The organism is Streptomyces sp. NPDC055955, assembly GCF_042270245.1.
In the GTDB taxonomy this organism is placed as follows: domain Bacteria; phylum Actinomycetota; class Actinomycetes; order Streptomycetales; family Streptomycetaceae; genus Streptomyces.
On sequence record NZ_JBHJYS010000007.1, the window covers coordinates 51918 to 66506 of the forward strand.

The 14589-nt window shown below is 71.0% G+C and carries 14 protein-coding genes; 6 read left to right on the forward strand and 8 right to left on the reverse strand.

Annotated features, from left to right (window positions below):
* Positions 1-82 precede the first annotated feature (82 nt).
* Complete coding sequence (locus ACFC96_RS16000) at positions 83-808, forward strand: DUF4232 domain-containing protein (protein WP_376612752.1); 726 nt, start codon at positions 83-85, stop codon at positions 806-808.
* A gap of 40 nt (positions 809-848) precedes the next feature.
* Here the strand turns inward: ACFC96_RS16000 and ACFC96_RS16005 are convergent, their stop codons facing one another.
* Positions 849-2645: an NHL domain-containing thioredoxin family protein gene (locus tag ACFC96_RS16005; RefSeq protein ID WP_376612754.1), complete on the reverse strand. Its 1797-nt coding sequence runs from the start codon at positions 2643-2645 to the stop codon at positions 849-851.
* Positions 2646-2660: 15 nt separating this feature from the next.
* Positions 2661-3062, reverse strand: coding sequence for a cupin domain-containing protein (locus ACFC96_RS16010; RefSeq protein WP_376255487.1), 402 nt, complete (start codon positions 3060-3062; stop codon positions 2661-2663).
* Between the two features lie 52 nt (positions 3063-3114).
* On the opposite strand from ACFC96_RS16010, the gene ACFC96_RS16015 reads away from it, so the two are divergent.
* The 3 genes from ACFC96_RS16015 (at position 3115) to ACFC96_RS16025 (ending at position 5755) form a co-directional block, all read left to right on the forward strand.
* Entirely contained in the window at positions 3115-4134 is a 1020-nt protein-coding gene (locus tag ACFC96_RS16015) for a GlxA family transcriptional regulator (protein ID WP_376255485.1), read from the forward strand.
* 208 nt (positions 4135-4342) lie between these two features.
* Positions 4343-5218, forward strand: coding sequence for a YhjD/YihY/BrkB family envelope integrity protein (locus ACFC96_RS16020; RefSeq protein WP_376612756.1), 876 nt, complete (start codon positions 4343-4345; stop codon positions 5216-5218).
* Positions 5219-5260: 42 nt separating this feature from the next.
* Positions 5261-5755: an LURP-one-related/scramblase family protein gene (locus ACFC96_RS16025; RefSeq protein ID WP_376612758.1), complete on the forward strand. Its 495-nt coding sequence runs from the start codon at positions 5261-5263 to the stop codon at positions 5753-5755.
* Between the two features lie 8 nt (positions 5756-5763).
* Here the strand turns inward: ACFC96_RS16025 and ACFC96_RS16030 are convergent, their stop codons facing one another.
* Positions 5764-6561 (reverse strand): carbon-nitrogen family hydrolase, encoded by a 798-nt coding sequence (locus ACFC96_RS16030; RefSeq protein ID WP_376612759.1) that lies wholly within the window; start codon positions 6559-6561, stop codon positions 5764-5766.
* A gap of 177 nt (positions 6562-6738) precedes the next feature.
* Between ACFC96_RS16030 and ACFC96_RS16035 the strand changes: the two genes are divergently transcribed.
* Positions 6739-7563: a maleylpyruvate isomerase family mycothiol-dependent enzyme gene (locus ACFC96_RS16035; RefSeq protein ID WP_376255477.1), complete on the forward strand. Its 825-nt coding sequence runs from the start codon at positions 6739-6741 to the stop codon at positions 7561-7563.
* A 223-nt stretch (positions 7564-7786) separates the two neighbouring features.
* On the opposite strand, the gene ACFC96_RS16040 is transcribed toward ACFC96_RS16035, so the two are convergent.
* Positions 7787-9094: a nitrate/nitrite transporter gene (locus ACFC96_RS16040; RefSeq protein WP_376255476.1), complete on the reverse strand. Its 1308-nt coding sequence runs from the start codon at positions 9092-9094 to the stop codon at positions 7787-7789.
* Positions 9091-9759 carry a GntR family transcriptional regulator gene (locus ACFC96_RS16045; protein ID WP_376612761.1) on the reverse strand — a complete coding sequence of 223 codons (669 nt, stop codon included), beginning with the start codon at positions 9757-9759 and terminating at the stop codon, positions 9091-9093. Before ACFC96_RS16045 ends, ACFC96_RS16040 begins: the two co-directional genes overlap by 4 nt.
* Positions 9760-9957: 198 nt before the next feature.
* Between ACFC96_RS16045 and ACFC96_RS16050 the strand changes: the two genes are divergently transcribed.
* Positions 9958-10851, forward strand: coding sequence for a D-alanyl-D-alanine carboxypeptidase family protein (locus ACFC96_RS16050; protein WP_116512002.1), 894 nt, complete (start codon positions 9958-9960; stop codon positions 10849-10851).
* A 109-nt stretch (positions 10852-10960) separates the two neighbouring features.
* On the opposite strand, the gene ACFC96_RS16055 is transcribed toward ACFC96_RS16050, so the two are convergent.
* Genes ACFC96_RS16055 through pdhA form a run of 3 tightly spaced genes read right to left on the reverse strand, consistent with a single transcriptional unit; the run spans position 10961 to position 14572 of the window.
* Entirely contained in the window at positions 10961-12376 is a 1416-nt protein-coding gene (locus tag ACFC96_RS16055; protein ID WP_376612763.1) for a dihydrolipoamide acetyltransferase family protein, read from the reverse strand.
* A 10-nt stretch (positions 12377-12386) separates the two neighbouring features.
* Entirely contained in the window at positions 12387-13367 is a 981-nt protein-coding gene (locus ACFC96_RS16060; RefSeq protein WP_376255470.1) for an alpha-ketoacid dehydrogenase subunit beta, read from the reverse strand.
* 2 nt (positions 13368-13369) lie between these two features.
* Positions 13370-14572 carry a pyruvate dehydrogenase (acetyl-transferring) E1 component subunit alpha gene (gene pdhA / locus ACFC96_RS16065; RefSeq protein ID WP_376255468.1) on the reverse strand — a complete coding sequence of 401 codons (1203 nt, stop codon included), beginning with the start codon at positions 14570-14572 and terminating at the stop codon, positions 13370-13372.
* Between the last annotated feature and the right edge of the window lie 17 nt (positions 14573-14589).

A 14589-nucleotide genomic window follows, 5' to 3' on the forward strand; every position in this document is an offset into this window, starting at 1 on the left:
TGCAGACCACACAGCGGACCGCACGCACGGACCGTCTTCGCACGGACCTTTCGCACGGACCATTCCCACGGGGGAGCCCACCATGAACGCCCACCGCAACCGTTCCCGCACCGTCCTCGCCGTCGCCGCCCTCGCGGCCCTGAGCCTGTCCCTCACCGCCTGCGACAGCGGCGAGGGCACCAAGGACTCGGGCGCCGCCGCCACGGACAGGACGGCCACCGACTCCGCCGGTTCCGGCGCCGAGAACACCGGCTCCGACAGCGGCTCGGGCACCGGATCGTCGAAGGCCTCCGGCGGCACGGACGCCGCCGCGGCCGGCGCGAAGCAGGCCGGCACCGGCAAGAACACCGCCGGCGGCACCGGCACGACGGCGAAGAAGACCCCCGAGTGCAAGGTCGGCTACCTCGACTACTCCCTCAAGCGCGAGAACCCCGAGCAGCAGGGCGACCACCTGCTCATCACGGCCGTCAACCGCTCCGCCACCGCCTGCACCGTCCAGAAGTTCCCCGTCGTGACCCCGGGCGAGGCCAACGGCGACGCGCCGCTCGCCAAGGACGACCGGCGGCCCGCCCAGCCGATCGTCGTGCAGCCCGGCGGCACGGTCTACTCCGCGATCGACGTCTACCAGGAGACCAAGGCCGAGGACGACTACTTCACGTCGATCCGCCTGTCCCTGGTCAGGAACGACTCCGACGAGTCGGGCGAGTCCGTCAAGCTGGTCACGCCCGGCGAGGTGGAGTACGCCGGCAAGCGCGCCGACGGCATCGAGGTGCTCTCCTGGAACACCGAGCGCCCGTACGCCGGCTGACCGGCGCTCCGTCCTCCCCGGTCAGCCCTGACAGCCGGGATCAGCCCCGGTCGTCCATCCCCGCCAGGACCAGCGGCAGCCGGTCCGCGCCACCCTCGGTGAGCCGGACCGGCACACCCCAGTCCTGCTGGTGGACGTGGCAGGCCGGGTACTCGTTGGCCGGGTCGTCGTCGCACGAGGCGGCCATCGCCGACACGTGCAGGACGCCCTCCGTCACCTTCGCGTTCAGGACCAGCTCACGCGACAGGTCCGTGTCCGCCCCGTCCCCCGCGACCAGCAGCTCGGGCGGGGTGGAGGAGACCAGGAGCCGGGTCGAGGGCCCGTAGCGCACGTCGAGCTTCTGACCCGCAGGAGCCTGGAAGATCACGTCCAGCTGCAGCTTGCCCGCGGCGACCTCGGTCGCCGCCCGCTGCGTCCGGTGCGCGACCGACTCGACCCGCACGGCCTCCTCCGGAAGCCGCAGCCGCGTCAGCCGGTGCCGCGCCGACTCCACCACGACGATGTCGTCCCCCACCAGCACCGCGTCACTGGGTTCCCGCAGGTCCGTCGCCAGCGTGGTGACCTCACCGCTCGCCGGGTCGTAGCGGCGCAGGGCGTGGTTGTACGTGTCCGAGACCGCGACGGAGCCGTCCGGCAGGGCCGTCACACCCAACGGGTGCTGGAACAAGGCCTGTCCGGCGGCGCCGTCCCGGTGCCCGAAGTCGAAGAGACCCGTACCGACCGCCGTGTGCACGGCGCCGTCCAGGTCGACGTACCGCAGCGCGGACGTCTCCGAGTCGGCCACCCACAGCCGCTCGCCGGCCGCCGCGAGCCCGGACGGCTGCGCGAACCACGCCTCGGTCCCCGGCCCGTCGACGAGCCCCTCGTTCGTCGTGCCCGCCGCGACGGCGACGGTCTTCGTCTCCGGGTCGTACGTCCACAGCTGGTGCACGCCCGCCATGGCGATCCACACCTTGCCGCCGAAGACGGCGACGTCCCACGGCGAGGACAGCGACACCTCGAGGGCGGGGCCGCTGGTCGGCGCGCCCTGCCACCACTGCCGGCCGGTACCCGCGAGCGTCGTGATGTCCCCGCTCGTGAGGTCCACGGCCTTCAGCGAGTGGTGCACCGTGTCGGCCACGACGACGGTCGCGTCGTCGAGGAGCGTGAGGCCCTGCGGCTCGTTGAAGTCGCCGGGCGAGCCGATCCGCCGTACGACGCTCTCGCCGTCCTCGGCCAGCTCGACGAGCTGGTGCCGGGTCGTGTCCGAGACCAGGAAGTTCCCGGACGGCAGCACGAGCGCCTTGCCGGGGAAGCGCAGATCCGTCGCGACCGGCTCGGGGGCGACATACGGCCCGTCGCCGCGGCGCAGCGTCCCCTTGGCGCCGTGCTCCGCCTCCAACTGCTCGACCAGCTTCTCGATGGCGTGGGCGTGCCCCTCGCCGGCGTGCTGCGCGACGACGTACCCCTCGGGGTCGATCACCGCGAGCGTGGGCCAGGCCCGCACGGCGTACTGCTTCCAGGTCGCCAGCTCGGGGTCGTCGAGGACGGGATGCTCGACGTTGTACCGCTCGACGGCGTCGACCACGGCGGCGTGCTCGGCCTCGTGCACGAACTTCGGCGAGTGCACCCCGACGATCACGACGGTGTCCCGGTGCTTCTCCTCGAGCTCACGCAGCTCGTCGAGGACATGCAGACAATTCACACAACAAAATGTCCAGAAGTCCAGGATGACGATGCGTCCCCGAAGCTCGGCCAGGGTGTATTGCTTACCGCCCGTATTGAGCCAGCCGCCCTTGCCGATGAGCTCGGGGGCACGGACACGGGCGCGACGGGGTGCGGGGTCGACATCGTTCATGGGTCAAGGGTGCCACTAAGCGAGCGCATGCCCCGTAGTGGCATCCACGTGATCAGGCACGTCGTCGTGGCGGTCCCCGACCGTGGGGGTGCCGGTGGGCTCCAGGAGGAGGATCGAGGCGCCCTTCGGTGAGCGCGGTCTGTGCCACGTCCCGCGCGGAACCGTGAAGACCGAGCCCCGGGGCAGGACGACGTCGCGCTCGCCCGCGGGCTCGCGCAGGGCGATGGTCAGCTCGCCGTCGACGACCAGGAAGAACTCGTCCGTGTCGTCGTGCACGTGCCAGACGTGCTCCCCCTCGACCTTCGCGACGCGGACGTCGTAGTCGTTGACACGGGTGACGATGCGGGGGCTCCACAGGGCGTCGAAGGAGGCCAGGGCCTCGTCGAGGGCGATCGGCGTGTGCGCGCGGGTGGTCATACGCCGATCCTGTGCCCGGCAACCGGTCCGCGGCGAGTGCTAGAAATCGCATATGGCGAAAGAATCCTCGCAGCGCCCCGCACAGGGCCTGCCGCGGCGCCCGCCGCACCGCGTCGTGGTGATCGTCGACGAGAACTCCAACCCCTTCGAGCTGTCCTGCGCCATCGAGGTCTTCGGCCTGCGCCGGCCCGAACTCGGCGGCGAGCTGTACGACTTCCAGCTCTGCTCGCCCCGGACGCGGACGGTGATGCGGGACGGATTCTTCACACTGACCGACGTGGCCGGTCTCGACGCGGCCGAGACCGCGGACACCCTGATCGTGCCCAACCGGCCGGACACCGACGTGCCGAGGCGGCCCGCCGTCCTCAGCGCCGTGCGCCGGGCGCACGCGCGGGGCGCCCGGCTCATCGGGTTCTGCTCGGGCGCGTTCACCATCGCCGAGGCCGGGCTCCTCGACGGGCGGCGGGCCGCCTGCCACTGGATGTGGGCGGACTCCTTCCGCTCCCGCTTCCCAGCGGTACGCCTCCAGCCCGATGTGCTGTTCGTGGACGACGGGGACATCCTCACCGCCTCCGGCAGCGCGTCCGCGCTCGATCTCGGACTGCACGTCGTCCGCCGCGACCACGGCGCCGAGATCGCCAACGCGGTGTCGCGGCGGCTCGTGTTCGCCGCCCACCGGGACGGCGGCCAACGGCAGTTCGTGGAGCGGCCCGTGCCCGCGGTGCCGGACGAGTCCCTCGCGCCGCTGCTCGCGTGGGCGCAGGAGCGGATCGGTGAGCCGCTGAGCGTGGCCGACCTCGCCGCGCACGCATCGGTCAGCCCCGCCACCCTGCACCGCCGCTTCCGCGCCGAACTCGGCACGACCCCGCTGGCCTGGCTCACCGGCGAACGGGTCGCCCTGGCCTGCCGCCTCATCGAACGCGGCGAGGAACGCCTCGACGTGGTGGCCGCCCGCAGCGGCCTGGGCACCGCGGCGAACCTGCGCGCCCGGCTCCGCCGGGAAACGGGCCTGAGCCCGTCGGCGTACCGGAGAAGGTTCGGCCGAGGCCCGGCCGAGGCAGCGGTGCCGTAGGGCCTTTCGTCTGGATCAGGCCGGATCAGGGGGCGGGTGCCGGCACCCGCGAGCCCGGCCTGATCCAGACGAAAGGCCCCAGGTCCGGCCGGGGCAGCGCCGAAGCCGTGTGGGCGCAGCCCCCGGAGCCGCATCCCGGCAGGCGCCGCAGGCCCCGGCGGCGCGTCTGCCCGCTGTGCACAGGACGCGTGGCCGACGCTTGGCAGCTATGAGGGACGACAGCGGGCGCGGCGGTCTCACCGGGACTCTGGCCAAGGTCACGCGGTGGGGTACCGCGCGGGCCGGTGAGCTGCGGGAGCGGCTGCCGTTCGTCACGCGCCTGACCCGGCAGATGGTGGACGTGAGCCTGCTCGACTCCTCGACGCGGCTGGCCGCGCAGGCGTTCCTGACGGCGTTCCCCGTGCTCTTCGTCGTCGCCGCGTTCGCCCCGACCTCGGTGCGCGACCGGCTCATCGAGTCGGCCACGTACGCGCTCGGCCTGTCCGGACCCGCCCTCGACCAGGTCCGGCAGGTGTTCGGGTCGCCCGACGACGCCACGCGCGAGAGCACCGGGACGGTCGGCATCCTCATCACGCTGCTGTCGGCGACCTCGTGCAGCCGCGCCCTGCAACGCGTGTGCGAGCGCTCCTGGCACGTACCGCCCGCGGGCCTGCGCCTCATCGCGTGGCGGTGGCTGGTGTGGCTGCTGGTGTGGCTGTCCGCGCTGATGGTCCAGGGGCTGCTGAGCGACGGGTTCGGCCTGGGCCCCGGGCTCGGCCTGCCGCTGTCGTTCGCGTCGAGCACCCTGCTGTGGTGGTGGACGCAGCACATGCTGCTCGGCGGCCGCGTGCCGTGGCTGCCGCTGCTGCCGGGCGCCCTCCTGACCGGCGTGGGCGTGGTCGTCCTCGCCTGGGCGTCGCGCTTCTACATGCCGGTGACACTGAACCGCTCCGTGGCGGAGTTCGGCCCCCTCGGCCTCGTGTTCACGCTGCTGTCGTGGCTCATCGTGCTGTTCACGGTCGTGTGCGTGGGGATCGCCACGGGGTACGTCATCGCCCAGGAGCCGTCCCTCGCCCGCCGCCTGCGGACGCCGCCGCCCGAGTGAGAGGGGGGAGTCCGCGCGCGCGGGCCGGGCACCCTTCGACGTATGAGATACGAAGTTCGGGAGCGGCTCTTCGCGGTGGGCGAGGACTACTGGATCGAGGACGAGCAGGGCCACAAGGCCTTCCTCGTCGACGGCAAGGCGATGCGCCTGCGGGACACCTTCGAGCTGAAGGGGCCCGACGGACGGGTGCTCATCGACATCCACGAGAAGATGTTCGCCCTGCGCGACACGATGGTCATCGAGCGCGGCGACGAGGCCCTCGCCAAGATCAAGCGCAAGCGGCTGTCGCTGCTGCGCAACCACTACCGGGTCGAACTGGTCGACGGCACGGAGCTCGACGTCAGCGGAAAGATCCTGGACCGCGAGTTCGTCGTCGAGTACGAGGGCGAGATGCTCGCCCACATCTCACGCCGCTGGCTCCGGGTCCGCGACACGTACGGCGTCGACGTCATCCGTGAGGACGCGGACCCGGCGCTGATCATCGCCATCGCGGTGTGCGTGATCCACCTGGCGGAGAAGGAGCGGGGGGCCGGCTGACGTCTTCCTCACCGCCGGGGCGGCTCCAGCCCCAGTCGCCGGTCCTTGAGCGCCGGGAACCGCTCGCGGGCCGCGGCGACGCCCGCCGCGTCGAACTCGACGGTGAGGACCTCCTCGTCGGCGCCCGCCTCCGCGACGATCCGGCCCCACGGATCGACGACGACGCTGTGCCCGGCCTGCGCCACCCCCGCGTGCGTACCGGCGGTGCCGCAGGCCAGTACGTACGCCTGGTTCTCGACGGCGCGCGCCTGGGCGAGCAGCGTCCAGTGCGCGCGGCGCCGCTCGGGCCAGCCGGCGGACACGAGGAGCGTCTCGGCGCCCCGGTCGACGAGGCCCCGGTACAGCTCGGGGAAGCGCAGGTCGTAGCACGTGGTGACGCCGAGGACGGTTTCCGGCAGACGTACGGTGACGAGGTCTTCGCCCGCGCCCATCAGCACGGCCTCGCCCTTGTCGAAGCCGAAGCGGTGGATCTTGCGGTAGGCGGCGGCGAGTTCCCCGTCCGGAGAGAAGACGAGCGCGGTGTTGTAGAGCGGCCCGTCCGGGTCGCGTTCGGGGATCGTGCCCGCGTGCAGCCAGACGCCGGCATCGCTCGCGGCCTTCGCCATCGCCTCGTACGTCGGGCCCTCCAGGGGCTCCGCCTCGGTCGTGAAGGCCTCGTAGGCGAAGGCGCCGGTGGTCCACAGCTCGGGGAGGACGACGAGGTCGGCGGACCCGGCTTGTTCCCGCACCATCGAAGCGGCCCGCAGCCGACGGGAATTGGGCGATTCGTCATCATCTACACGGATCTGGATGAGCGAGGCGCGCACACTACCACCGTCCTGGCATTCGAGCCGTCTACACGGGCCTACGATCGTCACACGAAAGCACTGCCGGGGTGACTGCCAGCAGCGTACTGTGCATTTCCGGGGGTTCCCCCCGGACCCCGCAGACGCGTTCCAAGACACCCACTGCCCGCGCCACAACCGCCCGAGGGGTCCCGTTCCGTGAGTCTCCACCCCAGTCTTCAGTCCTACGCCGATGCCTGGACCCATTCCATCGAAGCGATATCCGAGCTGGTGACGCCCCTGGTGGAGGGCGAATGGAACCGTGCCACGCCATGCCCCGGCTGGTCGGTGCGGGACATCGTGTCCCATGTCATCGGTCTCGACTGCGAGATGCTCGGCGACCCGCGGCCCATCCACACGCTGCCGCGCGACCTCTACCACGTGAAGACCGAGCACCAGCGGTACATGGAGATGCAGGTCGACGTGCGGCGCCACCACACGGCGCCCGAGATGACCTCCGAGCTGGAGTACACGATCATCCGGCGCTCCCGGCAGCTGCGCAACGAGTCGCGTGAGCCGGGCGCGATGGTGCGCGGGCCGCTCGGCACGGAGGAGACCCTCGAATTCGCCATGCGCAAGCGGGCGTTCGATGTCTGGGTGCACGAGCAGGACCTGCGCGCGGCCGTCGGACGGCCGGGCAACCTCGACTCGCCGGGCGCGTACGTCACGCGGGACATGCTGCTCGCCGTTCTGCCGAAGGTCGTCGCGAAGGACGCCTCCGCGCCCGCGAACTCGGCGGTGGTCTTCGACGTGCACGGGCCGGTCGAGTTCCTGCGCACGGTGCGTGTCGACACGGACGGGCGCGGCACGATCGACGGCGCCCCGTCGCTGGGCCCGGCCGCGACGCTCTCCCTCGACTGGGAGACCTACGTCAAGCTGGCCTGCGGCCGCGTGACGCCCGACGCGGTGTCCGACCGGGTCAAGACGGAGGGCGACCTGGACCTCGCCCGGGCGATCCTGAACTCGCTGTCCACCACGCCGTAGTCCTGGCGGGGGCCAGGGCGGCGGAGCGGACGGAAAGGCCCCGGTGCCGAAGGCGGCAACCGGGGCCCGTCGCTCACCCGCTACGGCTCGGGCAGGTACCTCTTCCGCGGATACGGCTCGGACAGGCACCTCTTCCGTGGATCCGCTCGGGCGGAGTACGGCTCCGGACGGCTACGCCTCAAGCCGGTCACGTCTACGCGCCGAAGCCTCACGCGGGAACCGCTCACGCGGGCACGTGCACCGCCTCCACCCGGCTCGCCACCAGGCGCTCCCGCTCCCTGCGGTCCGCGCGCCTGCGCAGCCGCAGGATCTGGCTCACCCCGAGCGCCTCCAGGACGAACACCGCGGAGAACGCGATGCGGTAGTTGTCGCCGGTCGCATCCAGCAGGACCCCGACCGCGAACAGCGTCGTCATCGACGCGACGAACCCGCCCATGTTGACGATCCCGGACGCGGTCCCCTGCCGCTCCGGCGGGTTCGCCGGACGCGCGAAATCGAACCCGATCATGGACGCGGGCCCGCACGCCCCGAGCACGACGCACAGCATGACGAGCAGCCACATCGGCGCGTGGTCCCCCGGGTAGGCGATCGTCACCGCCCACATCAGCGCCGTACCGGCGACCGTGCCGAGCGCGAGCGGCAGCCGGGCCGTGTGGTGCCGCGCCACGATCTGCCCGTAGACGAGCCCGATCAGCATGTTGGACAGCACGACGAGGGTGAGCAGTTCACCGGCGGTCCCGCGCGAGAGGCCCTGCGCCTCGACCAGGAAGGGCAGGCCCCACAGCAGCAGGAACACCATCGCCGGGAACTGCGTCGTGAAGTGGACCCACAGGCCGAGCCGTGTGCCCGGCTCGCGCCAGGACGCGAGGATCTGTCCGCGGACGAAGGCCCCGCCGGTGTGCCGCACGGGCTCCGGCTCGAAGCCTTCCGGGTGGTCCTTGAGGAAGAGCAGCATCAGGACGAGCACGAAGACCCCGGCGAGCGCGCTGCCGGCGAACGCGGCTTCCCAGCCGACGCCGTGCAGCAGCCGCGCGATCACGAGCGTCGACACGAGGTTGCCGGCCATACCGACGAGACCCGCGAGCTGGGCGACCAGCGGCCCGCGCCGGGCGGGGAACCAGCGCGTGCCGAGCCGCAGCACGCTGATGAACGTCATCGCGTCGCCGCAGCCGAGCAGGGCGCGCGAGACGAGGGCCGTCCCGTACGAGGGCGAGAACGCGAAGCCGAGCTGGCCGATGGTGAAGAGGACGACGCCGATCGTCAGGACGCGCTTGGTGCCGAGCCGGTCGACCATCAGGCCGACGGGTATCTGCATGCCCGCGTACACGAGCAGCTGGAGGATCGAGAACGTGGACAGGGCCGAGGCGTTGATGTGGAAACGCTCGACGGCGTCGAGGCCCGCGACGCCCAGCGAGGTGCGGAAGATGACGGCGACGAAGTAGACGGCGACGCCGATGGACCAGACGCCCATGGCCCTGCGGCCGCCGGGCGGGTCCCCGGGCAGCGACACGGTGCCGGCGGAGCTGCTCATCGGACCTCGCCCCGCGCCAGGTTCGAGAACCAGCCGACGTGGCGGCGCACGACGGTGACGGCCGCCTCGGCGTCGCCGGCGCGCAGCGCGTCGAGGATCTCCTCGTGCTCGGTCAGTGTCTTGGCGATCCGGTCCGGGTGCGAGTGCATCACGGCGACGCCCATTCTCAGCTGACGGTCACGCAGCTGGTCGTAGAGGCGGGAGAGGATGGCGTTGCCTCCGCTGCGCACGATCTCGGCGTGGAAGCAGCGGTCGGTGCTGGCCGCGTCCGCGAACTCGCCCGCGGCGGCCTGGGCCTGCTGGAGCGAGAGCAGCTCCTCCAGTCGGGCGATCAGGCTCGCGGGTGCGGGGACCGCCTTGCGTACGGAGTGCTCCTCGACGAGGAGGCGGGTCTCGACGACGTCCGTGATCTCCTGCGCGGAGACGGCCAGGACCAGGGCGCCCTTCTTCGGATAGAGCTTGATCAGCCCCTCGACCTCCAGCTTGAGCAGCGCCTCGCGCACCGGGGTGCGGGACACCCCGACGGCCTCGGCGAGCTCGCCCTCGGTGAGCAACGTCCCTCCCTCGTAGCGGCGTTCGAGGACGCTGCGCTTGACGTGGTCGTAGACGCGGTCGGCCGCTGGTGGTCGCTTGACGGCGGTGGGGGACGGGGGCACTGAAGGCATGCGCACATCATAGATACAACACGTACGCATCGCCGGAAGGCGTCCAGGATGCGGACGCAGCACCCCGAAACGGCGGGCGCCCCAACTCTCGCCGCAAATAGTCCGCATCCCGGCACATCCATTCGCCGCGCCCGTGCGTCTTTTCAGCGAGCGGCACCCTCATGTGGCCGCACTCCTGGGGCATTTGGAGCGTTCAACTTGAAAACCCGCATCAAGGGCATTCGTCGCGTATCTGCCGCCGCCACCGTGACCGCCGGCGCGGTCCTGGCGAGCGGGGTCTTCGCCACCTCCGCGCAGGCAGCCACGCTGCCCACCCCCACGATCGTCGCCAAGGGCGGCTATGTGATGAACAACGGGACCGGTACGAGCCTGTTCACCAAGGCCGCCGACACCCGCCGTTCCACCGGCTCCACCACCAAGATCATGACCGCCAAGGTCGTCCTGGCGCAGTCGAACCTGAACCTGGACTCCAAGGTCACGATCCAGAAGGCGTACAGCGACTACATCGTCGCGAAGAACGCGTCGTCGGCCCGCCTGATCGTCGGCGACAAGGTCACGGTCCGCCAGCTCCTGTACGGGCTCATGCTTCCGTCCGGCTGCGACGCCGCGTACGCCCTGGCCGACAAGTTCGGCTCCGGCAGTACGCGCGCCGCCCGCGTGAAGTCCTTCATCGGCAAGATGAACAAGGCCGCCACCGACATGGGCCTGAAGAACACGCACTTCGACTCGTTCGACGGCATCGGCAGCGGCTCGAACTACTCGACGCCGCGCGACCTGACGAAGATCGCGTCCTCCGCGATGAAGAACTCCACGTTCCGCTCGGTCGTCAAGACGAAGTCGACGAAGCAGAAGGTCACCACGAAGAGCGGCGGCTACCGCTACATGTCGTGGTCCAACACGAACAACCTGCTCGGCAGCTACTCCGGCACCATCGGCGTGAAGACCGGCTCGGGCCCCGAGGCCAAGTACTGCCTGGTCTTCGCCGCCACCCGCAACGGCAAGACGGTCATCGGCACGGTCCTCGCCTCCTCCTCCGTCACGAACCGCACGGCGGACGCGAAGAAGCTCATGGACTACGGCTTCAAGAAGTAACCCGCAGAAGTACCTGCACGCCGAAGGGGGCCCGCCGCGCATCCGCGGCGGGCCCCCTTCGGCGTACTCACACGGGGCCGCCCCTCAGGGACGGCCCCGTGCCGTTCGCTCACGCCCAGGTGATCAGCCGCTTGGGCTGTTCCAGGATCGCTGCCACGTCCGCCAGCACCTTCGAGCCCAGCTCGCCGTCCACCAGGCGGTGGTCGAAGGAGAGAGCCAGGGTGGTGACCTGGCGGGGCTTCACCTTGCCCTTGTGGACCCAGGGCTGGAGCTTGATCGCGCCCACGGCGAGGATCGCGGACTCGCCCGGGTTCAGGATCGGGGTGCCCGTGTCGACGCCGAAGACTCCGACGTTCGTGATCGTCACCGTGCCCCCCTGCATGGCGCCCGGCGATGTCTTGCCCTCGCGGGCCGTCGACACCAACTCGCCCAATGACGCAGCCAGTTCGGGCAGGGTCTTGGCGTCCGCGTCCTTGATGTTCGGCACGATCAGACCGCGCGGCGTGGCGGCGGCGATGCCCAGATTCACGTAGTGCTTCTGGACGATCTCCTGGGCGGCCTCGTCCCAGGAGGCGCTGATCTCGGGGTTCCGCTTGATCGCGACGAGCAGGGCCTTGGCGATGAGCAGCAGCGGGTTGACCCGCAGCCCCTGCATCTCCTTGTCGGCCTTGAGCTCCTCCACGAGCTTCATCGTCCGCGTCACGTCGACCGTCACGAACTCCGTGACGTGCGGTGCGGTGAAGGCGGAGCCCACCATCGCGGCCGCGGTCGCCTTGCGTACGCCCTTGACGGGGATGCGGGTCTCGCGGACGCCGCCCTGGACGACGGCCGGCGCGACGGCGAACGCCTCCTGCACCTGTGTCTGCACCTGCACCTGCGTCACGACCGGCTCGGGAGCCGGGGCGACGGCCGCGCGCACGTCCTCGCGGGTGATGATGCCGTCGGGGCCGGAGGGCGTGAGCGAGGCGAGGTCGACACCCAGGTCCTTGGCCAGCTTGCGCACGGGCGGCTTGGCGAGCGGACGCCCGTTGCCCTTCGCCAGAGCTTCCGGCTCGATCGCGAGTGCGGGCGCGGGCGCGAGCTGCGCGACCGCCGCGGGGGCCGCCACCACGTCGCCCTTGCGAGGCCGGCGCTTCGTCGACGCCTCGGAGACCCCGTACCCCACCAGCACCGGCTGCCGTCCCTGGGGCTCGGGCTCGGGCTCGGGTGCCGTGGGCTCCGGCACCGAAACGGGCTCGGGAGCAACGGCCGTGGAGCCGGATCCTCCCGCGACGTCCACCGCGATGATCACCTGCCCCACATCCACCGTCGTCCCCTCGGGGAAGCGCAGCTCGCGCACCACACCGTTGAACGGGATCGGCAGCTCGACGGCCGCCTTCGCCGTCTCCACCTCGCACACGACCTGCCCGTCGGTGACCGCGTCACCCGGCTGGACGTACCACTTGAGGATCTCGGCCTCGGTGAGTCCCTCGCCCACGTCGGGCATCTTGAACTCGGCCAGCGCAGCGTCTGTCATCGTCGTCACGGCCCTCTCCTCAGTACGCCAGCGAGCGGTCGACGGCATCGAGCACCCGGTCGAGGCCCGGCAGGTACTCGTCCTCGAGGCGCGCCGGCGGGTACGGCACGTGATAGCCGCCGACCCGCAGCACGGGCGCCTCCAGATGGTAGAAGCAGCGCTCGGTGATCCGCGCGGCGATCTCCGCGCCCGTACCGAGGAAGACCGGGGCCTCGTGCACCACGACGAGCCGGCGGGTCTTCTCGACGGACTTCTGCACCGCGTCGAAGTCGATCGGCGACATGGAGCGCAGGTCGAGGACCTCCAGGGACTTGCCCTCCTCCTGGGCGGCCGCGGCCACCTCCAGGCAGACCTTCACCATCGGCCCGTACGCGACGAGCGTCAGATCCGTGCCCTCGCGCACCGTGCGCGCGCCGTGCAGGGGTCCGGGGATCGCCTCGGTGTCGACCTCGCCCTTGTCCCAGTAGCGCCGCTTCGGCTCGAAGAAGATCACCGGGTCGTCGCTCTGGATGGCCTGCTGCATCATCCAGTACGCGTCCGACGAGTTCGACGGGGAGACCACCTTCAGGCCCGCCACGTGCGCGAACAGCGCCTCCGGCGACTCCGAGTGGTGCTCGACCGCGCCGATGCCGCCGCCGTACGGGATCCGCACGACGACCGGCAGCTTGATCTTGCCGAGCGCGCGGGCGTGCATCTTCGCGAGCTGCGTGACGATCTGGTCGTACGCGGGGAAGACGAAACCGTCGAACTGGATCTCCACGACCGGCCGGTACCCGCGCAGCGCGAGGCCGATGGCCGTGCCGACGATGCCGGACTCGGCGAGCGGGGTGTCGATGACCCGGTCCTCGCCGAAGTCCTTCTGCAGCCCGTCCGTGACGCGGAAGACGCCGCCGAGCTTGCCGACGTCCTCGCCCATGACGAGGACCTTGGGGTCGGTGTCGAGCGCCGTGCGCAGCGACTCGTTGATCGCCTTGGCGAGCGGAAGCTTCTGTACCGCCATGATCAGTTGCCTCCCGAGCCCGCGACGGAGTCGCTATCGGATTCCGTGGAGAACGACGCCTGGTAGGCGGCGAACTGAGCACGCTCCTCGTCGACGAGCGAGTGCCCGTCCGCGTACGCGTTCTCGAAGATGGCCATCCGGTCCGGGTCCGGCATGGCCCGCACGACCTCGCGTACTCGAAGACCCAACGCTTCGCTCTCGGCCTCGAGTTCCGCGAAGAATCCCTCGTCCGTGTCAGTTTCGGACTCGAGATACGCGCGCAGGCGCAGGATCGGGTCCTTCGCCTCCCACGCCTCGCGCTCCTCGTCGGCCCGGTACTTCGACGGGTCGTCGGAGGTGGTGTGCGCGCCCATGCGGTACGTGAACGCCTCGACCAGCGTCGGCCCCTCGCCCCTGCGGGCCCGCTCCAGGGCCCACTTGGTGACTGCCAGGCAGGCCAGCACGTCATTGCCGTCGACACGGACGCCGGGGAAGCCGTAGCCCTGCGCGCGCTGGTAGAGCGGCACCCGGGTCTGCTTCTCGGTCGGCTCCGAGATCGCCCACTGGTTGTTCTGGCAGAAGAACACTACGGGCGCGTTGTAGACCGCGGAGAACGTGAACGACTCGGCGACGTCGCCCTGGCTGGAGGCGCCGTCACCGAAGTACGCGATCACCGCGCTGTCCGCGCCGTCCTTGGCGACGCCCATGGCGTAGCCCGTGGCGTGCAGCGTCTGCGAGCCGATGACGATCGTGTACAGGTGGAAGTTGTTGCTGTTCGGGTCCCAGCCGCCGTTGTTCACGCCGCGGAACATGCCGAGCAGGTTCGTCGGGTCGACGCCCCTGCACCAGGCGACGCCGTGCTCGCGGTAGGTGGGGAAGACGTAGTCGTCGTCGCGCGTGGCGCGGCCCGAGCCGATCTGTGCGGCCTCCTGGCCGAGCAGCGAGGCCCACAGGCCCAGCTCGCCCTGTCGCTGCAGCGACGTGGCCTCCGCGTCGAAACGGCGGGTGAGGACCATGTCGCGGTACAGGCCGCGCAGCTCGTCGGCCGTGATGTCCTCGACGAACGCGGCGTACTCGGCGTGGGCGGGGTCCTCCACGCGCCGGCCCTCGGGGCTCAACAGCTGAACGAGGTCGGGCGCTCCCGCCCCCGGGGACTTCTTCGCAGACTTTTTCGCAGCGGTGCGCTTGCGCGGCGTACGCGCGGCGGCAGTGCTGTCCACGGTCACGTGTGCTCCTCCGTCGG